Origin of the sequence: Bradyrhizobium sp. 172, assembly GCF_023101065.1 — a bacterium.
GTDB classification, from domain to species: domain Bacteria; phylum Pseudomonadota; class Alphaproteobacteria; order Rhizobiales; family Xanthobacteraceae; genus Bradyrhizobium; species Bradyrhizobium canariense_D.
The window spans coordinates 2,132,875-2,152,562 of sequence record NZ_CP064701.1; the positions used below are offsets into that span (position 1 = coordinate 2,132,875).

Annotated in this window: 19 protein-coding genes; 12 read left to right on the forward strand and 7 right to left on the reverse strand. The window is 64.1% G+C overall.

From position 1 onward, the window contains the following. Positions 1-118 precede the first annotated feature (118 nt). From IVB07_RS10110 to IVB07_RS10125, 4 genes are read left to right on the forward strand one after another with little or no spacing between them, the layout of a single operon-like run. On the forward strand, positions 119-310 hold the full coding sequence (locus tag IVB07_RS10110) for a hypothetical protein (RefSeq protein ID WP_018454304.1): 192 nt from the start codon (positions 119-121) through the stop codon (positions 308-310). Positions 311-334: 24 nt separating this feature from the next. Then, positions 335-1,300 carry a class I mannose-6-phosphate isomerase gene (locus tag IVB07_RS10115; RefSeq protein ID WP_018454305.1) on the forward strand — a complete coding sequence of 322 codons (966 nt, stop codon included), beginning with the start codon at positions 335-337 and terminating at the stop codon, positions 1,298-1,300. Beyond that, the gene (locus IVB07_RS10120; RefSeq protein WP_247767799.1) at positions 1,288-3,564 is read left to right on the forward strand and encodes a glycosyltransferase family 4 protein; all 2,277 of its coding nucleotides are present in this window, start codon (positions 1,288-1,290) and stop codon (positions 3,562-3,564) included. The genes IVB07_RS10115 and IVB07_RS10120 overlap by 13 nt, the downstream gene beginning before the upstream one ends. Positions 3,565-3,608: 44 nt before the next feature. Then, positions 3,609-4,913 carry a glycoside hydrolase family 130 protein gene (locus IVB07_RS10125; protein ID WP_026232711.1) on the forward strand — a complete coding sequence of 435 codons (1,305 nt, stop codon included), beginning with the start codon at positions 3,609-3,611 and terminating at the stop codon, positions 4,911-4,913. Positions 4,914-5,008: 95 nt separating this feature from the next. Here the strand turns inward: IVB07_RS10125 and IVB07_RS10130 are convergent, their stop codons facing one another. Together IVB07_RS10130 and IVB07_RS10135 are read right to left on the reverse strand one after the other, a co-directional pair. Then, positions 5,009-5,812 carry an isocitrate lyase/phosphoenolpyruvate mutase family protein gene (locus IVB07_RS10130; protein WP_018454308.1) on the reverse strand — a complete coding sequence of 268 codons (804 nt, stop codon included), beginning with the start codon at positions 5,810-5,812 and terminating at the stop codon, positions 5,009-5,011. A gap of 56 nt (positions 5,813-5,868) precedes the next feature. Then, positions 5,869-6,777 (reverse strand): alpha/beta hydrolase, encoded by a 909-nt coding sequence (locus IVB07_RS10135; RefSeq protein ID WP_026232712.1) that lies wholly within the window; start codon positions 6,775-6,777, stop codon positions 5,869-5,871. 120 nt (positions 6,778-6,897) lie between these two features. Here IVB07_RS10135 and IVB07_RS10140 point away from each other — a divergent pair, with 120 nt between their 5' ends. Together IVB07_RS10140 and IVB07_RS10145 are read left to right on the forward strand one after the other, a co-directional pair. Further along, entirely contained in the window at positions 6,898-7,386 is a 489-nt protein-coding gene (locus tag IVB07_RS10140; RefSeq protein WP_231190451.1) for a MarR family winged helix-turn-helix transcriptional regulator, read from the forward strand. A 114-nt stretch (positions 7,387-7,500) separates the two neighbouring features. Further along, a complete protein-coding gene (locus tag IVB07_RS10145) occupies positions 7,501-7,956 on the forward strand; it encodes a hypothetical protein (RefSeq protein WP_026232713.1) in 456 nt (151 codons plus the stop codon). 76 nt (positions 7,957-8,032) lie between these two features. Here the strand turns inward: IVB07_RS10145 and IVB07_RS10150 are convergent, their stop codons facing one another. The 4 genes from IVB07_RS10150 to IVB07_RS10165 all read right to left on the reverse strand — a co-directional run bounded on the left by IVB07_RS10150 (position 8,033) and on the right by IVB07_RS10165 (position 10,226). Next, positions 8,033-8,455: a hypothetical protein gene (locus tag IVB07_RS10150; RefSeq protein WP_018454312.1), complete on the reverse strand. Its 423-nt coding sequence runs from the start codon at positions 8,453-8,455 to the stop codon at positions 8,033-8,035. 22 nt (positions 8,456-8,477) lie between these two features. Further along, a complete protein-coding gene (locus tag IVB07_RS10155) occupies positions 8,478-8,831 on the reverse strand; it encodes a hypothetical protein (RefSeq protein ID WP_026232714.1) in 354 nt (117 codons plus the stop codon). Between the two features lie 59 nt (positions 8,832-8,890). Then, complete coding sequence (locus tag IVB07_RS10160; protein WP_018454314.1) at positions 8,891-9,427, reverse strand: hypothetical protein; 537 nt, start codon at positions 9,425-9,427, stop codon at positions 8,891-8,893. A 187-nt stretch (positions 9,428-9,614) separates the two neighbouring features. Next, positions 9,615-10,226 (reverse strand): TetR/AcrR family transcriptional regulator, encoded by a 612-nt coding sequence (locus IVB07_RS10165; RefSeq protein WP_018454315.1) that lies wholly within the window; start codon positions 10,224-10,226, stop codon positions 9,615-9,617. A 127-nt stretch (positions 10,227-10,353) separates the two neighbouring features. Between IVB07_RS10165 and IVB07_RS10170 the strand changes: the two genes are divergently transcribed. From IVB07_RS10170 to IVB07_RS10190, 5 genes are all read left to right on the forward strand, one after another. Continuing rightward, positions 10,354-11,583 (forward strand): cytochrome P450, encoded by a 1,230-nt coding sequence (locus IVB07_RS10170; protein WP_018454316.1) that lies wholly within the window; start codon positions 10,354-10,356, stop codon positions 11,581-11,583. 139 nt (positions 11,584-11,722) lie between these two features. After that, a complete protein-coding gene (locus IVB07_RS10175) occupies positions 11,723-15,346 on the forward strand; it encodes an AsmA-like C-terminal region-containing protein (RefSeq protein ID WP_018454317.1) in 3,624 nt (1,207 codons plus the stop codon). Between the two features lie 326 nt (positions 15,347-15,672). Continuing rightward, positions 15,673-16,791, forward strand: a complete 1,119-nt coding sequence (locus IVB07_RS10180; protein WP_018454318.1) for a DUF2336 domain-containing protein — start codon at positions 15,673-15,675, stop codon at positions 16,789-16,791. Between the two features lie 58 nt (positions 16,792-16,849). Further along, entirely contained in the window at positions 16,850-17,092 is a 243-nt protein-coding gene (locus IVB07_RS10185) for a hypothetical protein (RefSeq protein WP_018454319.1), read from the forward strand. A 269-nt stretch (positions 17,093-17,361) separates the two neighbouring features. Then, on the forward strand, positions 17,362-17,847 hold the full coding sequence (locus IVB07_RS10190; protein ID WP_085360657.1) for a DUF417 family protein: 486 nt from the start codon (positions 17,362-17,364) through the stop codon (positions 17,845-17,847). A gap of 15 nt (positions 17,848-17,862) precedes the next feature. On the opposite strand, the gene IVB07_RS10195 is transcribed toward IVB07_RS10190, so the two are convergent. Next, positions 17,863-18,360 (reverse strand): GNAT family N-acetyltransferase, encoded by a 498-nt coding sequence (locus IVB07_RS10195; protein WP_018454321.1) that lies wholly within the window; start codon positions 18,358-18,360, stop codon positions 17,863-17,865. 143 nt (positions 18,361-18,503) lie between these two features. Here IVB07_RS10195 and IVB07_RS10200 point away from each other — a divergent pair, with 143 nt between their 5' ends. After that, positions 18,504-19,679: a GAF domain-containing sensor histidine kinase gene (locus IVB07_RS10200; RefSeq protein ID WP_247376521.1), complete on the forward strand. Its 1,176-nt coding sequence runs from the start codon at positions 18,504-18,506 to the stop codon at positions 19,677-19,679. Positions 19,680-19,688 lie beyond the last annotated feature (9 nt).

Consider the following 19,688-nt stretch of genomic DNA (forward strand, 5'->3'; position numbering starts at 1 on the left):
TGGACCGATTGGTATCTCGGGTGCCGGTGCGGGTCGCTGCGTCGGCCTGCATGCAGCGGAATCCATTTTCAATTGATCTGCGGCAGCGATCTCGCACGCAGATCGTCAGGAGGTTTACGTGGCAAACACAGCAACGATCCGAAATTCGAACGGACTTCCGGCCACATTCACGGGATCGAAGACCGGGCAGGACGACGCTCCGTTTGTCTTCGTCAAGGTCGGCGATGAAGAGCGCCGCATGCGAAGGGCCGAATGGGATGCGCTTCCGCCCTGGACCGGTCCGCGCCCGGCACGAACAGCCAACGACTGATCGCACAGCCTTGGGGAGGCCCGCTTGACGGTCGAACATGCCATCGTGCGAACCAAGCCGAAGCCCTGGGGCAGTCTCGATCTGCGGCCCTGGAGTGAGACGTCGACGAGCGACGGGCCGATCGGGGAATTGTGGTTCGAGCGCCCGGGTCTTGCTGCGCCCAAGACGACGTTGCTGCTCAAAATGCTCTTCACCACCGAGCCGCTGTCGATTCAAGTTCATCCGGATGATGCGTTCGCGCGTTCGATCGGGCTTGCCAATGGCAAGACCGAAGCCTGGTATATCGTCTCCGCGATCCCCGGCGCCCGGGTCGCGGTGGGATTGAACCATTTGCGCTCCGCCGCGGAGTTGCGAACCGCGATCACTGATGGCTCGATCGCCGATATCGTGGATTGGCAGCCGGTTCATCCAGGCGACGTCATTCTCATTCCTGCTGGAACGATCCACGCGATCGGCGCCGGCATCGTGCTCGTGGAAATCCAGCAGCACAGCGACGCCACGTTCCGGCTGTTCGACTATGGACGAGCGCGCGAACTGCACATCGACCATGCCGTCGCGGTGGCGACGGCAGGCCCACGCCAGATTCAATCGCCGTCCGAACGCCTGAGCGGCGCGCGAACGGTCCTCACGGTCAATTCCTATTTTGCGCTGGAGCAGACGGACCTTGCTCCTGGCTCCGTTTGGATGCTCGACGCACCGAAAGAGACCTGGCTGCTGGCGATAGAAGGCCAGGCCCAACTCGGCTCGACGAGGCTGGCGCCGGGGGACGCGATCTTCCTGGAAGCCGACCATGCGGAAATCGAGGTCGGTGCGAGCGGCTTGAAAGCGCTGCTGGCCTATCCCGGCCCGAAGATAAACCCTGCTGCGCTAACAGAGCGCAGTGCCGCGAGCGCCAGTCTCGCACCGCACGCCTTTCCCGGCACCCTGGTCCCGTCTCCCTTCGAGACCGCCACGCTCAAACAATCGGAGACGCCAAATTGGCTGCCGTAAATCGTATCGCATTCATCGGCAATTCGCTTCCCCGCCGCTGCGGCATCGCGACCTTCACTACTGACTTGCAGAGCGCCGTTGCGGCGTCCCGGAGTGATCTGGAGACGGTCATCGTCGCGATGACCGATCACGGCCAGGTCTACGATTATCCTACCGCCGTGGGCCTGGAGATCGACGACGACAGGCAAGATGATTATGTCCGTGCGGCTGCCTATCTGAACAGCGGCGGCTTCGAGGCCGTTTCGCTGCAACACGAATTCGGAATTTTCGGCGGCGAAGCCGGAGGCCAGATCATGGCGCTTCTGTCGCGCCTGACCATACCGATCGTGACAACCCTGCATACGGTCTTGTCCGAGCCGACAGAGGCTCAGCGCGACGTCATCACGCGCATCGTCGAGTGCTCGTCCAAGATCGTCGTGATGGCTGAAAAAGGTCGGGAATTGTTGCGCTCCGTCTATCACATGGCTGACGAGAAGATCGAGATCATCCCGCATGGCATCCCGGAATTTGCGTTCGTCGAACCCGACGCGGCCAAGGCTGCGCTCGGATTCAGCAACAAGTCGGTCATCCTGACCTTCGGATTGCTGTCGCCGAACAAGGGTATCGAAGTCATGATCGATGCGATGCCTTCGATTCTGAAGACCCGACCCGACGCCGTTTACGTCGTCCTCGGTGCGACGCATCCCAACCTCGTGCGCGACCGTGGCGAAGCTTATCGTGAGTCCCTGATGGCGCACGCGCGCCAGGCTGGCGTCGAGGATCACGTCGTGTTCCTCGATCAGTTCGTCGACAAGAAAACGCTGCTCGATTTCATCTCGATGTCTGACGTCTACGTGACGCCGTACCTCAGTGAGGCCCAGATGACCTCGGGCACGCTGGCCTACAGTTTTGGCCTCGGTAAAGCCGTGGTGTCCACCCCGTATTGGCATGCCCGTGAACTATTGGCCGAGGGCCGCGGCATCCTGGTTCCGTTTGGCGACGCGGCAGCGCTCGGCATTGAAATCGCCAAGTTGCTCACCAACGACGTGCTTCGGCAGGCGATGCGCAAGCGCGCCTATTCGAGCAGCCGCGCGATGACATGGGAAAGAACCGCCGAGCGCTATATGTCGGTCTTCGAGAACGCCGGCCGCCGGCATCGGCTCAAGACCATCGCGCGTATGGATACTGGCACGCTGCTGCGCGACAGCCGCGCCCCGCCGGAAATGCAGCTCGGCCATTTCCTGTCGATGTGCGACGACACGGGACTGTTTCAGCATGCCGTTCATAGCGTGCCGGATCGTGCCCACGGCTATTGCGTCGACGACAACGCCCGGGCGCTGCTCGTGGCCTGTGCGCTCAACAATCCGGGTGAAGAGCGGCTGCCGGATGCGCTGACGGCACGATTTGCCGCTTTCGTCCAGCACGCCTGGAATCCGGATACACGACGATTTCGCAATTTCATGGGCTTCAACCGCTGCTGGTTGGAGGACAAGGGGTCGGAGGACAGTCACGGACGTACGCTCTGGGCCTTGGGGGTGTGCGCGTTGACCGACGCCAGCTCGTCGCGGCGCTCATGGGCCGGGGCCTTGTTTTCCGAAGCAATGGCGACAGTGGAAGATTTTCGTTCGCCCCGTGCGTGGGCGTTCGTATTGCTGGGCCTCGATGCTTACTGCTCGGCTGTCCCGGGCGATGTCCAGGCGACCCGCCTGCGTGCCGTGCTTGCCGATCGCTTGATCTTGATCTTCGACACCGTGGCAACCGGCGATTGGGTCTGGTTCGAGGACGGGTTGGCCTATGATAACGCGCGCTTGCCCCAGGCGCTGATCATAACCGGTCTTGCCAGCAAGACATCGCGCTATGTCAATATCGGGCTGGAGTCGTTGCGCTGGCTTGTGAAGCGGCAAACCTCAGCGAAAGGCCAATTCCGCCCGATCGGCACGGCGGGGTTTGGCGATCGACGCCAGCCGTCGCAAGCCTTCGACCAGCAGCCGCTGGAGGCCGCGGCGACCATCGCGGCATGCCTCGCCGCGTGGCGGGCCGATCACGATGTCGAGTGGAAAGCCGAAGCCGCGCGGGTCTTCGCGTGGTTTCTGGGCAGCAACGACCTGTCGGCCTCGCTGGTCGATCTGGAGACCGGAAGCTGCCGGGATGGCCTGCATCCCGATCGTCCCAATGAGAACCGGGGAGGGGAATCCGTGGTGTCTTATTTGCTTGGGCTTTCCGAGATTCGGCAAATTGCCCGCCTGAGCGAAAGCCGGGCCAAGCCTGCTCCTCTCGTCGCTTGACGGAGCAGGATTACGATTTCCTCCTTCAACCCATCGAGGCCGTCTTGTCGCAATCTCCCTTCCTCAAACGTCAAGCCCTTCAGCTGCGGCCTGATCCGACCCGTGTCATCGTTCGGCCTTTCAAGCCGGCAACAGAGCCGCGCGACCTCAATCCGACGGACAAGACCCGCGCCAACCATATCGTCGAACGGGTCCTCGCGCTCGATGCCGAGACGGCTGACCGGCAATTGGCCGACGTTCTGGAGAATTTCCTCGGCCGTCACCGCAACCTGTTGCAGATATTCGAGACACGCGCCGCGGAAATGGAAGAGGCGCTGGCCGACCATGCTGTATTCACGCAGGTGCAGCGCCAACTCGCGGGCGCCTATTTTCTCAACGAATATTCGTTCGAGGCCTCGGCATTGTTCAATCCGAGTATCGTGCCGCATCCCGATCAATCCGGAACGCCGGAAGGCAGCCTTCGCTTCATCCTAAGTCTTCGTGCCGTCGGCGAGGGTCACGTGTCGTCCCTGACATTTCGCTCGGGGCTTATTGCGGCAGACGGGACCGTGACCATCGACCCGACGGCGCGCCTTGCATCCAGCCCCGATCTCGTCAAGCTGACATCGGGCGCCGGCGGCGACGAGATTGATGTTACATTTGCGGCCGGCCAGGATCTGAGCGAGCGGGTGATTTTCCCGGTCACTGAAGCGCAGTCGAACGGGATCGAGGACGCCCGCTTTGTGCATTTCAGCAACGCCGGCGAGACGATCTACTACGCGACCTACACCGCTTATAGCGGACGGGCGATCCGGTCGGAGCTGATCGAGACGTCCGACTTTGTATCGTTCCGGCTATCGACCCTGAAGGGCAGTGCCGCGCGCAACAAGGGCATGGCGTTATTCCCGCGCAAGATCGGGGGCAGATATGCAATGATCGCGCGCCAGGATAACGAGAACCTCTATCTGATCTTTTCCGACGATCTCCAGACGTGGGATGGCGGCCAGCCGATTCTGAAGCCGCGATACCCCTGGGAATTCGTGCAGATCGGCAATTGCGGATCACCCATCGAGCTCGACGTCGGGTGGCTGCTGCTGACGCACGGCGTCGGACCTTTGCGAAAATATTCGATCGGGGCCGCGCTGCTGGACAAGAACGACCCTTCGAAGGTGCTCGGCCGCCTGCGCGAGCCACTATTGCGCCCGGACCCTTCCGAACGCGAAGGATATGTTCCAAACGTCGTCTACACTTGCGGCGCGATGCGCCACCACGACAAGATCATCTTCCCCTACGCGGTCTCCGACAGCTACTGCAATGTCGCGACAATCGAGATCGGATCCTTGATCGCGGCCATGGACAGGAGCGCATAGGAACTGCGCTGACCGTTCTCGACATCCATCCGGTGGATTGGAAAAGCGTGAAGCGGTCGGCGCAGAACACTGCGTCGAGCTGGTGATATCCGGGCTCAGGCATCCGGTTGCAGGAACGTGCCGTACTGCTTGGTCGCGGCGACCGCGGCCGCGGCCTGTCCGATCATCCGCATCGCGGCCATCATCGGCCACGGCCCGAGGCTGACCCGCCGAACGCCGACGCGAGCCAGATCCGGAAGTGCGGGAACGCCTTGTGTCACCATGATGTTGACCGGCAGAGGCGTGAGCTGAACCAACTTTTCAATGAGAGCGAGATCGGTGAGGCCGGGGACGAAAATTCCGTCGGCGCCGGCCTCGGCATAGACCTTCGCCCGCCTTGCCGCTTCGTTCATGCACTCGTCCGGCGATCCGAATTTCAGCAGGAACGGATCTGTTCTCGCATTGATGAACAGCTGAACTCCAAGATCTTTCGCGGCGTCGCGCACGGCCTTGATCTTGGCGGCATGGAGTTCGGGATTGACCAGTTGCCGCTTTCCCCCCGATAGCCCGTCCTCGATATTGATGCCGACGGCGCCGGCTTTCAAAATCTCGGTCGCCGATCTGGCGGCGGCCTCCGGGGTGTCGCCATATCCTGCCTCCAGATCGATTGAGACTGGAACTGACACGGCCGCAGTCATCCGCGATACGAGGCCGGTCACCATGTCGAACGGGACATTTTCTCCGTCGGCGTATCCAAGTGCGGAGGCGACCGCGCCGCTGCTGGTCGCGATGGCCGGAGCGGTCTTCGCGATGGCTTTGGCGGTGGCGGCGTCCCAGGCGTTGAACAGGACGAGCGGATCGCCCTTCCTGTGAAGGGCATGAAAGGTCTCGGCATATTGATGTTGTGTCTTGGCGTCCATTGCGCGCACTCCAGATTAGAAAATCGAAGGATGTTGTGGGCCACCGCCCTCTGCGTTCAGTCAGGCGCGTGCGTCTTGAACCAGTCCATGATCAGGCCGGTGACTTCTTCCTCACGCTCGAGGTGCGGGAAGTGCCCGACATCGGGCAGGACAATCCGCTTGTGCGGCCCCTTGAACAGCGGCTCCTCCTTGACCGAGTACCTCGCTGTCGGATCGTTGCTGCCATAGATCGTCAGCGTCGGCGTGTGCATGTCATTGATCGGCAGCCGGCCCGTGAGCCCCGCATCGGTCAGGCCTCCGTAATATTTCAGCGCCGCGGCCATCGTGCCGGGCGAGCTGAGTGTCTCCTTGATCGAACGGATGTGCTCGGCATTGTTGAATGTCGGTGACCACAGCTTCCAGAGATAGTCGACAAAGGGGAGGCCCTCGGTATTGACCGCGGATTCGGCGCCGGGCAGCTGGAAAAAATAGACGTGGAAGACGGCTCGAACGAGCTCCGGATCCCGTCTGATGCTCGAAATTGTAATCGGGTGCGCGGTGTTCATGACCACGGCGGCCTTGATTGCCGATGGCGCCGTGGCCAGCGCCTGAAAGGTCGAGGTGCCGCCCCAATCCATGCCGACGACGCGTGCCTGTCCGTCGTCGCTCAGCGCCGCGATGAGGGCTTCGAGATCCTTGCCCAGTGCGATCGGATCGAAAATGCCGTCCGCCGGAATCTCGGTCGGCGCATAGCCACGCAGGAACGGCGCGACGGCACGATACCCGGCATCCGCGAAGACCTGCAGCTGCTTTCGATACGACCAGGCATTGTCGGGAAAGCCGTGCAGGAACATGACCAGGGGGCCATCGCCCTGTTCGAGATAGGCGAAGCGCACGCCGTTGGCCTGCACGTATTTCAAGGCGGGTTCGGTGCCCCTGGTATCCGCTTGGGCATTCGCTTGTCGTGCCGCGCTCCGAGTATTCATCGTCATTCTCCATGTGATCGAGCCCCGCGATCCAAATTATGTGCGGAGCGCACATATCGTCAAGTTGTTTTTTGTGCGCTCCGCACATATTGTCGGTGTATGGAAATTGGAATCGCAAATTTGCTGGGGGCGCTTTCGCTCGCCGTCATGGATCGGATCGAGCAGGGCGCGCGCGAGGTCATCGGCCGCGGTGGCGAGACCCCTGCGGCACTGGTCGTCATCGGCTATGGCCAGGGCATGACCAACGACAAGCTGCGGCGGATCCTTGGCCTGTCGCATTCAGGAACGGTCCGGCTGGTGGACCGTCTGGTGTCGGATCGGCTGGTCGAACGTCGGCCCGGACAGGACGGCCGCGAGGTTGCCTTGCACCTGACGGCGAAGGGCGCCGCAACCCGCAACGATTTGATGACTTCGCGGATTTCGGCCGTCGCGTCGCTTCTGGATGTACTGTCGCCGGCTGAAACGAAGCGCCTTGAAACGCTGCTCCATGAGTTGTTGGCTCGGCAGGATACCTCCGAGATGGATCGCTTCACGATCTGCCGCATGTGCGACGACAGCGCTTGTACGAATTGCCCCTTGCCCACGGACAAGGGCAAACGCGCTCGCTAGCGGGCGCGCTCGAGACTATCATCCGGCTTGGGCGCAACGCGCGTTCACATCGCGGAAAGGAACGTCCGGCGTTTCCCCACGTTGTCGGCCCACCAGCACAAGCCGGTCCATACGATGAAGAAGATCGCCACCATCCTTGTCATGCTCTGTGCCTTTCCGGCGGCCGCCCGCGCGGACAGCTGGAGTGGCTATCGCATTCCCGAGACCGGGACCAGCGTCGATATCCCTTCGTCCATCTTCACCGAGCAAGCCGGCCGGCCCGACGGCTATGGCATGCAGTACCGGACCAGCGACGGCCGTGCGGATTTGACGGTGCAGGCCGTTCCCAATGACGGCAGCTCACCGGCCGCTTTCCTGGCGCGGAAGAATCCGCCGCCCGGCATCACCTACAAGCGCATCACGCCGCGCTTCTTCGTGGTCTCCAGCACCCGGGGCGGCAAGATCTGGTACGACCGCTGCAACTTTGGCCGCCGCTACGTGCATTGCGTGCTGATCAACTATCCGGCCGCCGAGAAGCGGCAGTGGGATGCACTCGTGACCCGCGTCAGCCGCACGCTGAGCGGCGGTTGATCCGTTCACCAACGAAAAACCTGCTCACAAAGAAAAACTGCCCGCAGGTTGCGGGCAGCAGTCTCGTGAGGATGGTTCAGCGCACGTTGGTCGATGTCGTCGACATGGTCGGCTTGGAGCCCGGCACGTGCGACATGGTCTTGGTGGTCGACCCGACCTCCTCGCCCGCCTTGACTTTCGTGCGGGTGTGGGAGCGGCTGAACGTACCACCCTCATGCGCCTGCGCGCGCGCATTGGAATTGAGCACCGGACCGTTGCCCTTGTTCATGCTGGTGCCGGACTGCGCCTTGCCGTTGGCAGACGCGGCGCTGCCGCCCGCTGCAATCGACGAGCCGGTCTGTCCGGAGCCCGACGTCGACGTGCCGCCGGTGCCGAGCGTGCTGGCCGAGGTGCCGCCGGCCGCGGCCGAGCCCCCGGTGCCGCCGGTCATGCTGGTTTGCGCCGACAACGGCGAGGCGGCGGCGAGCAGAAGTGCGACCGACGAGGTCGCGATCAACATTCTCATCTGTGAAATCCTTTTGCTAGGGCGACGATGTCGAGATGGTGCAGCCGTTGACCGTGACGGTGCTCGCGCTGGTCGAACCCGGGCCGCCGGCCGTCGAGGACGAACTCGACACGTTGCCGCCACCGGCCTGGACGTGCACCGACGATCCGCCGGCCGAGCTAGAGCTCGACAGCGAGCCGCTCGATGAGGTCGAGCCGGTGGTGCCCGAACCCGATGACCCCAGCGCGGTAATGCTGCCGTCGGGATGTTTTTCCACCGTGACCCGGCAGGTCTCGCCGGACGCGGTCTTGCCGGTTTTCTGCATGGTTTCCCCCGCAGCGGCGCTGCTCATCAAAGTCAAAACTGCGATCGCAACGATTGGTCTGTTCATGCCAGTCCTCCTCAGGAAGGACGAAGGAGCGGCATTGCTGCCGCTCCGCCGGCCGGATGTCAGTCCTTGTCCTTCTTCATCTCGTCCTTGTGGTGGCCTTTGCCCTTTTCCATGCCCATGTCGCTGGCATGTCCCGCGGAGGAGCCGGCCGCTCCCACGGTCGAGCCGCTCTTGCCGCCGCCGGCCGACGAGCCGCCCGTGCCGACTGTCGATGCCGAGTTGGAGCCGGAGCCTGCCGCAGAGCCGCCGGTGCCGACGCTGGACGAACTCTTGCCGCCACCCGCCGACGAACCACCGGTGCCGAGCGTCGAGGCCGAGCCTGAGCCGCTGCCGGAGCCTGCGGCGGAGCCGCCGGTGCCGATCGACGAACTGCTGGTGCCGCCGCCCGCCGACGAGCCGCCGGTGCCAAGCGTCGAGGCCGAGCCCGATCCGCTGCCCGAACCCGCCGATGAACCGCCCGTGCCTACGGTCGAGTTGCTGGTGCCACCGCCGGCTGACGACCCGCCAGTGCCGACCGTCGAACTCGACTGCGCCACGGCGAGCGCGGTACCGGCCAGCAGCGCAGCTGCGGCCGCAGACAATTTCAGAATCCTCATCGCTGTCTCCTCGAATGATCAAATTGCCAAAACAGGCACGGGATAAAGTGGCAAGCTGCAGAAACGTTCCTTGGATCGGTATGAGGATGTGGAAAATGCGCGCGAGAATTGCGACGAGGTTCCAGCGGCGCGGCGCGCCGATGCCGAGCGGGAACAGCGAAGCGCGACGATCTGAAGAAAACAAACGCTACTTCAACGACAATCCCGTCCTGCGCCGCAGATCCGTGATCGCGCGCAGAAAACTGTCGGCCGGCGTCGTCTCCGGATCGATCAGGCGGTGCAGGCGAAAGCCGTCTTCCAATGCCAGCACGACGGAGGCCATCCAGGGGGGATTGAGCGTGTCGCCCTTCGCGTTGCTCTTCAGCGTTGCCTCGATGATGTCGGCGACCAGCTTGCGCCGCGCGCGCAGGCGCTTTGCAAGCTCCGGTCGGCGCTTCTCGGCGCGGGCGACAAACAGGATCATCTCCATGTGGAGCAGCGGCGAGCGGCCGAGCGGATCCTGCCTTGTGCGATCCATCGCCTTCAGCGCCGCGATGAAGTCGTCGAGATTGTCGTGCTGCGCGAGGATGTCCATGTTGCGCCGGATCGACTGCGCGACATGCTCCTCGAGCATGGCGATAATCAGCTCGTCCTTGCTCTTGAAGTTGGAATAGAACGCGCCGCGGCTAAATCCGGCCGCCGCCGCGATCGCCTCGATGCTGGCGCCGCCGATGCCGTCCTGCTCGAACACGCGCGCCGCCGCCTCGAACAGCCTGTCGCGCGTGTCGTCCCTGGTCGGCCTGGTTCTCACCCTTGACATCGGGGCAGTTTAGGGCAAAATGCAACTCGATACAACAATGTATCCAGTTGATAATTCCGGGATGGTTACGCTGCGCAAGAGGGGCTGCGGCGTATGCGATTCATGCGGCAACCGATATGAGGTCACCATGAACGAGCACGTGCAGGGCACCGGCGGTCCGCTGTTCAACCCGCTGTCGCCGGACTTCATCCGCGATCCCTATCCGCATTATGACCGGCTCCGCGCGATCTACCCGATTCACGTGACGCCGTTCGGCCAGTTCGTCGCCAGCCGCCATGCCGATGTCAGCCTCGTGATGCGCGACAAGCGTTTTGGCAAGGATTTCGTCGAGCGCTCCAAGCGCCGCTATAGCGAGAAGATCATGGAGGAGCCGGTCTTCCGCAGCATGAGCCACTGGATGCTGCAGGCCGATCCGCCTGACCACACCCGCCTGCGCGGCCTCGTCGTGAAGGCCTTCACCGCCCGCCGCGTCGAGGACATGCGGCCACGCATCCAGGAGATCGTCGACCAGACCATCGATGCCGTGATCGACCGCGGCCACATGGACCTGATCGAAGACTTCGCCTTCCGCCTGCCTGTCACCATCATCTGCGACATGCTCGGCATCCCCGAGGACCATCGCGAGACTTTCTATAACAGCTCGCGCGATGGCGGACGGCTGCTCGATCCCGTGCCGCTGTCGCCGGAGGAGATCGCCAAGGGCAACGCCGGCAACATGATGGCGCAGATGTATTTCCAGCAGCTGTTCGAGCTTCGTCGCAAAAATCCCGGCGACGATCTCATTACCCAGCTGGTGCAGGCCGAGGAAGACGGCAACAAGCTCACCAACGAGGAACTGACCGCCAACATCATCCTGTTGTTCGGCGCCGGCCACGAGACCACGGTCAATCTGATCGGCAACGGCCTGCTGGCGCTGCATCGCAATCCGGACCAGCTCGCGCTTTTGAAGGCGCGGCCGGACCTGATGGTGGGCGCGATCGAGGAGTTTCTGCGCTACGATTCCTCGGTGCAGATGACCGGGCGGGTCGCGCTGGAGGATATCGACGATCTCGGCGGCGCCAAGATCCCCAAGGGCGAGACCGTGCTCTGCCTGCTGGGCTCGGCCAACCGCGACCCGGCGGTCTATCCTGACCGCCCCGACCGGCTCGACGTCACCCGCCAGAATGTGAGGCCGCTGTCGTTCGGCGGTGGCATCCATTTCTGCCTGGGGGCCCAATTGGCCCGCCTCGAGGCCGAGATCGCCATCGCCACGCTGTTGCGTCGGCTGCCCGACCTGCGCATCGACGACGTCGAAAACCCCGAATGGCGGCCGACCTTCGTGCTGCGCGGCCTGAAGCGGCTGCCTGCGAGCTGGTGATGGCTGCCGGCGTTAACCTCCGCGCGCAACAGTCGCTGTGACTTCGCCACACTTCCCCCTATATAAGGGGCTGTTCCGGTACGTCTGAGGCCCTGCGGCTCAGGCAAGGCCCGCATCCGGTTTGGCCGAGGGGAGACCCGTGCAGACGACGCTGCTCGGATTGGCGATTGCCTTTATCTTAGCGCTGCTGGCCGCTCTGATCGGACCGTACTTCGTCGACTGGAACCAGTTCAGGCCCCAGTTCGAAGCAGAGGCCGGCAGGATCATCGGCGTGCCGGTGCGGGTGGCGGGCGAGCTCGACGCGCGGCTGTTGCCGGCGCCGACGCTGCGGCTGCGCGCGGTCACCTTCGGCGGCAACAACGATCTCGGCCGCCTGCGCGCCGACAAGCTCGATGTCGAATTCAGCCTGAGCTCGCTGATGCGCGGCGAATGGCGCGCCACCGAGCTTTCGGTCAATGGCATGGCGGTCGATCTCGGCCTCGACGCGCGCGGGCGGGTCGATCTGCCGTCCACCGCGAGCGGGAGCTTCAATCTGGCATCGCTGGCGATCGAGCGGCTGAATCTCACCGGTCGCATCGCCCTGCATGATGCCGCCAGCCATTCGACACTGGAGCTCAACGACATCGCTTTCTCCGGCGATGTGCGCTCGCTGGCCGGCTCGGTCCGGGGCGACGGCAGTTTTGCCCTCAGCGGCGTGCGCTATCCGTTCCGCGTCTCCTCCGGCCCGAGCGCCGACGGCAATGCCACCCGCCTCCACCTCAACATCGATCCCGGCGAGCGCGCGATCCTCGCCGATCTCGAAGGCGTGCTCGCCTTCGACAACCGCCTGCCGAAATTCGAGGGCGCGCTGACGTTCGCCGTGCCGGCGCCGAAGAAGCCGGGCGAGGCGGGGCCGATGCCCTGGAAGCTCACGACGAAACTCAAGGCTGATCCGGCCGGCGCCAAGTTCGAGCAGGTCGACGCCAGCTTCGGGTCCGAAGACTCCGCGCTGAAGCTCGGCGGCGTCGGCGATATCAGGTTCGGGGCTTCGCCGCTGCTGCGTGCGGTGCTGTCGGCGCGCCAGGTCGATGCCGACAAGCTGACCGGCAAGGACGAGCCGCAGCGCATCCTTCCGGCGCTCCGCGCAGGCCTCGCCGCAATCCCGCAGGCGCCGATCCCGGCACAGATCGAGTTCAACTCCGACCAGATCATGCTCGGCGCACGGCCGCTCCAGAACATCACGGCCGAGCTTGCGACCGACGGACGATCCTGGACCTTCCAGCGGCTCGAGCTGCGCGCGCCGGGACAGACGCAGCTCTCGCTCAACGGCGCGACGCCCGGCGCCGACAGCTTCAGCGGCCGTCTCAGCGTCGATTCCTCCGATCCCGATACGCTAGTGGCCTGGCTCCAGGGCCGCAGCGAGGTCAACCGCCGCAGCACGCGGCCGCTGCGCCTTGCCGGTGACGTGACCATCGCCGCCAACCATTTCGCCATCGACAGGCTGAAGGCCGAGATCGACGGCGGCGCGGTCGAAGGCCGCATCGCTTTCGTCCAGACCGGCGCGAGCAAGGGCTCGCGGATCGACGCGGAGCTCAAGGCCGACCGCCTTGACCTCGATGCGGCCGCAAGTTTTGTGCGCGCGCTTTCGGGACCGCAGGGCGAATGGCCGGAGGAAGCGAAGCTGTCGCTCGATATCGGCCGCGCGATCTCGGCCGGGCAGGAGCTGCGGCCGTTCACCGCGAAACTCGGCTACGGCCCCGCATCGCTCTCGCTGGAGCAGTTGCGGTTCGGCCAGGCCAGTGGCGTGACCACGGAAGCAAGTGGCAGCTTCGACCGCGCCAAGGCCACGGGCAAGCTCGCGCTGAAATCCTCCGCCAATTCGCTGCGCGATCTCACTGCACTGCTCGAGCCGTTTGCGCCATCGGTGCGCGCGCGCTTCGACGCCATCCCGTCGCTGCCGGCTGCGACCCGCCTGAAGCTCGACCTCAGCCTCGACAAGAACGCCGAGCACGCCGATCGCAACGACGCGCGCGCTGTCCTCGAACTCGACGCGCCGCAGCTCAAGGCCACCGCGACGCTGGCTGCGCAGACGCCGGTGGCCGCCGTCAACGGCATCGACGTCGACCGCTTGCGCAACAGCGACTTCACGCTGGACTCGAAAGTCGCGACACCGCAAGCCAGTGCACTGCTGGCGTTGCTCGGGCTCGATCGCGTGGTGGCCGCAGGCGAGGGCGCTTCGCAGTTCGAAGGCCGCTTGAGCGGCGCGTGGCGCCATCAGCTGCAATTGAATGCCAAGCTTAGCGGCGGCGGGCTGGATGCGGACGCACAAGGCAACGTCGAATTGTCGGAGCCGAAAGGCAGCGTAAATTTGCGCGTGCGCAACGCCAATCTGGGGCCGCTGTTCGGGACCAGCCCGGCCGATAAATCGGTGCAGAGCGTCAATCTGTCCTCGCGCGTCGGCCTCTCCGGCAACCGCCTGACCTTCAACGATCTCGAGAGCACCCTGGCCGGCTCGCATTTGCGCGGTCATCTGGCGGTGACGCTCGATCAGGAGAAGACCGTCGACGGCGAAGTCGGCCTCGATACGCTCGACCTCGTGCCCGCGCTCGCGATGGCCATCGGCGCGGCCGGACACGATGCCAATGCGCCGCTGAGTGCCGGGCTTCTCGGCGGCTGGCGCGGCCGCGTCGCCTTCCAGGCGTTGCACGGCACGTTGCCCGGCGGCATCGAGCTGCGCCCCTTCGGCGGTACGGTCCGGAGCGACGGTCAGTCGCTCGCGCTCGACGCAATGAAGGGCGGCGTCGGCGGCGGCGAGATGTCGGCGAGCCTTGATGCGCGCAATGGCGCCAATGGTCTGACGCTCAACGCGCGCATCGAGCTCGGCAATGTCGACGCGGCGGCGCTGCGCTACCGCGACCTCGCGCTGCCGAAGGGACGAGCCTCGGCGCAGATGGCGCTGACCAGCCAGGGCCGTAGCGTCGCGGCGCTCACCGGTGCGCTCGCCGGCAACGGTACGGTGACGCTCGAATCCGCTGAAATCTCCGGCCTCAATCCACGCGCCTTCGAAATCGCCATCCGCGCCAGCGACGGCGGCCAAATTGCCGACGACAATCGGCTGCGGCAGCTGGTCGAGCCCGCGCTGTCGGCGGGTCCGATTGCAGTGGCCTCGGCGCAGATCCCGTTCACGATCCGGGACGGGCGCCTGCGCGTCGGCGCAACGTCGCTAGAGGCGAAGAACGCGCGTGCCATCGTCTCCGGCGGTTACGACATCCCCGCCGACCAGGCCGACATCCGTGCCAGCCTGACGCCGATCATGACCGGGCTCTCCGGCGCGCCGCCCGAAATCCAGCTGTTCGCGGCCGGTCCCCCCGACAGGCTCAATCGCACCGTCGATCTTGGGCCGCTGTCGTCGTGGCTCGCGGTACGCACGATCGATCGCGAGACGCGCCGGCTGGACGCCATCGAGCGCGGCGAGCCGCCGCCGGCCACCGCCGCGTTGCCGACGCTGGTGTCGCCCGAACCGGCGCCGGAGCCGTCGCTCACGGATGTGCCGATGCCCGGCCGCGATCCGCGCCGTGCGCCGCCGCCGAAGCCCAAGTCCGATATCAGGGTTGCGCCGACGCCAAAGGCGCCGCAGGCCGCTCCCGCGGCACCAAGCCCGCCGCTTGCAAGCACGCAGATCGCGCCGCTGCCTCCGCCGATCGACGTCAGGCCGGCCCCGGGCCCGCCGCCCGCAAAGCCCAAGCCAAAGCCGCCGCTGGTGCTGACGCCGTCAAATCCGTAGGCGATAGTCCGTCATGCCCGGGCTTGTCCCGGGCATCCACGTTCTCCGTCCCAGGCGGTGAGACGTGGATGGCCGGGACAAGCCCGGCCATGACGCCGGAGAGACACCCTCACCCCAACCCTCTCCCGCAAGCGGGAGAGGGGGCGCAGCTTCCTCGTGACGTACCGGTAAACTCATTCTCTCGCTTTTTATCGAATTTTCCGCGGCAAAACTGATCTGCCGACTTTACCGGATTCTCGCGTTTGTTCCCTAGCCTCTGTTCCCAGAGGAACTCGGCGTCCTGCCGGCACAAGCAGGATGGCCAGCCAAGAACTGGGGTCATCGGGATGAACGGCGCGACAACACTTCTGCAGGATCTGGACGACGCAATCGCACGCGGCACCGACGAAAGCCGGACCAAGGCGTTGTGGCATGCGACCGACATTCTGATCACCGGTCGCTACAGCGACGACGAGATCAGCACGTTCGGCGAAGTCATCGGCCGGCTCGCCGACGAGATCGAGGTCGCCGCACGGGTGCAGCTCTCCGAGGTGATGGCAGCCTGCGATCACGCTCCGCTCAATGTCATTGCGCAACTCGCGATCGCCGACGAAATCGAGGTCGCCGGTCCCGTGCTGCGCGATTCCAATCGTATCGACGAGAAGCTGCTGGTCGAGAGCGCCATGACCAAGAGCCAGTCGCATCTGCTCGCGATCGCCCAGCGCAAGTCGATCGGCGAGGCCGTCACCGACGTGCTGGTCAAGCGCGGCGACCAGGAGGTCGTGACGTCGGTCGCCAAAAACGAGGGCGCGCGCTTTTCAGGTTCGGGTCTGCTCCACATGGTCCGCCGCGCCGAGGGTGACTCGATTCTCGCCGAGCAGCTTGGCCTGCGCAAGGACGTGCCGCGTCACATCTTCCAGCAACTGATCTCGAAGGCGTCGGAGGACGTCCGTCGCCGGCTCGAGCACGAGCGCCCGGAAATGATGGCGCAGATCCAGAGCTCGGTAAGCGACGTCACCGGCGATCTGCAGTCCAAGTTCGGCCCGTCCTCGCGCAGCTATTTCGTTGCCAAGCGCGTGGTGACGACGCAGTACCGGCAGGGCAACCTCAACCAGGACTCGATCTCGAACTATGCTCGCCAGCACCGGTCCGACGAGGTGCAGATCGGCCTGTCGCTGTTGTCGTCGCTGCCGGTCGACGTGATCGAGCGCGCGATGATGGACCGCAATCGCGAGATGATCCTGGTGCTGTGCAAGGCGCTCGACTTCTCCTGGGACACCACCATGTCGCTGCTGTTCCTCGGCGCCAAGGATCATCTGATCACGGCGCGCGAGCTCCACGACAACGAGCGCGATTTCGGCAAGCTCAAGATCGAGACCTCGCGCAGCGTCTTGAAGTTCTACCAATCGCGCAAGACCGGCACCGATCCCGTCACGGGTCGTCAGCCCGAGCTGCAGGTGCACTGAGCGGTACACCGAACAGGTACACCGAGCATCATCCGGGAATTGGCAGGGAGTATTTTCAATGTTGCCTCAATTCGGCACCGCAGTTCGCAAGAAGAACCTCAACAACGCCGCAGCCGGCGAGATCGGCGGCGGAGCAGCGGACCAGGCCTCGGTCGATGCGGCATGGCTCGTGCTGGAAGCCGCCAACGACCTCGGCGACCATGCCGCGATCGAGGCTTGCCGCCGCGTCATCGACGCCGAGCTGAACGGCACGGCGGCCGGCAGCGCGGATGTCGATCTCGTGCTCGGGTATTTCAGGTAGACTCCGCGGGCGTCCGCTCCATCCGCGCGATAGCGGCTGTTTCCACACCGTCATTGCGAGCGCAGGGCACCGCCGTCGCTCCTTCAACGGCACATTAACGCGCCGACAGCCCCAGACCGGGCGGCCATCCCGCGAACACGCGCATCGCACGCAGCTGTGATCTCCGGAACCGGCCGACGCGGGTAACGACCGAAGCTCCCCTTCGTACAGCCTTCAGCGAGCGTAGTCTCGCAGAGCTGATGGATGTGAAACCGGGGAGACATGGTCGGATGAAAGAGTTCAACGTCGCTGAGGTCGGGGGCGGTTCCTATCGTCCTCTTGCCATTCTGCGCTGGGTCATGGTGATCATCTTCGTATCGTTTGGCATGCAGAAATTCACGCCGCAATCTGCGCAGGGCATCGCGCAGTTCATCAGCAACAGCCCGTTCATCTCCTGGCTGTCGGTGTTCGGCCTGAGGGGAGAGGCCTATGTCCTCGGTGTCGCTGAATTCGTGATTGCGGCGCTGCTCGCGGCAGGCAGCTTCAGCCCGGTTTCGTCCGCCCTCGGTTCATTCATGGGCATGGTGACCTTTGCGATCACCTGGTCGTTCTTCTTCACGACGCCCGGTGTGGTCAAATGGAGCCTTTCATCCGATCCGATGGCGTGGAATCTGACCGGCGAATTTCTGTTCAAGGACATCGTCCTGCTGTGCGTTTGCGCGGTGTTGTTTCTGGCCTCCCTGCCGCAATCGGTTGTCCGGCTGCGCACCGGGTGATCGTCAGGCCGTCTCTCACCGCCGGATCCGGTAGAGGACGCCGTTCTCGCCGTGACGGAACGTGGTTCGCTCGAGGAGATAGTTGGACTTCTCCAGAACTCGGCGCGATGCGCCATTGCCGACATAGACCAGGCCAATGAGGGACGGCAGCTCATGGTGTAACAGTCCAATATCGGTGAGTGCGGTCGCGGTCTCGCTTGCAAGGCCACGGCCCCAGAATTCGCGCTTGAACGCGTAGGCAATCTCGATCTCGTCGACATCGTCCACGAGGATATGCCTGATGCCCGCTCGCCCGGCGAATGCCCCGTCTTTCGTTCGCAGCACCCACAGACCGAAGCCATGCTGATCCCAATGCGCCATATTGGCGTCGAGATAGGTCTTCGTCTTCTCCGCCGAACGGACGCCGCCGAGATAGCGCGAAACCTCGGCATCGAGATGCAACGCGACGAGGTCGGCGAGATGATTTTCACGAAGCCTTTCGGCGCTGAGCCTCGCCGTTCTGAAATGTTCCATTGGGAACAGATAGCCGCTTCCGAGGTGGGGCGTCGAGTAACATTGACGCGGAATGACTTGGCTGGCAGTGCTTTTCACCGTTGCAAGGACGCGCTTTCAGTTGGGCGGCCGGCCCGGGGCGAATGTTCCCAAGCGGAGTGGCAATGGATTTCGAGCGCGACATAGCCAAGATCAGCGGGATCGCTGCGGTCTCGACCATCCTCGACGTGGTCAGCCGGACCACCGGCATGGGGTTTACGGCCGTTGCCCGCGTCACCGAGGACAGGTGGATCACATGTGCCTCGCGTGACGAACTTGCGTTCGGGCTGAAACCCGGTGACGAGCTCAAGGTCGAGACCATGATCTGCCATGAGATCCGGCAGAGCCGCGAGGCGGTCGTCATCGAGAATGTCAGCAAAGACGCCGGCTACTGCAAGCATCACACGCCTGCACAATATGGCTTCCAAAGCTACATCTCCGTGCCGATCATTCTGCCCGACGGTTCATTCTTCGGAACTCTTTGTGCGATCGATCCGAAGCCGCGCAAGCTTCGGACTCCCGAAGTCATCGGCATGTTCAAGCTTTTTGCCGAGCTGATCGCGTCTCATCTCGACGCGGCCGAGCGCGTCGAACTGATCGAGAACAGGCTCGCGCTGGAACAACGCAATGCGGAACTGCGCGAGCAGTTCATCGCCGTGCTCGGTCACGACCTCCGAAACCCTCTTGCCTCGATCCAGGGCGGCCTGCGGCTTCTGAACAAGAAGGTCGATGACGAGGGGAAGAACTGGATCAACCTCCTGCAGGGAAGCGTGGGCCGGATGGCGGGCCTGATCGACAATGTCATGGACTTCGCCCGCGCGCGGCTCGGCGCCGGGATGCAGCTCAAGTTGAAAGAACAGCCACTCGAGCCTGTCATCAGGCAAATCGTCGCGGAGTTCGAGAACGTGCACCCGGATCGCGTCATCGAAACGGTCGTCAACGTTCCGGGACCTGTGAGAATCGACGCCGACCGCATAGGTCAGATGCTGTCCAATCTTCTCGGCAACGCGATTTCCTATGGCGCCGCCGACAAGCCGATCAGGGTGCTGGCGCAGACGACCGGCGCTGGCTTTGATCTCAGCGTTGCCAACAAAGGCGCGCCAATTCCGGCTGATGCGATCCCGCGCCTTTTCACTGCGTTCGATCGCGGCGACGTTCTGCCGAACCAGAAAGGGCTTGGGCTCGGACTGTACATTGCCCAAGAGATCGCGCGCGCCCATGGCGGGTTGATCGTCGCGTCGTCGATGCGAGATGAAACGGTGTTCACCGCGACGTTTCCGGCGAGCCCGGCCCGCGGCTGAGAAGGCGTG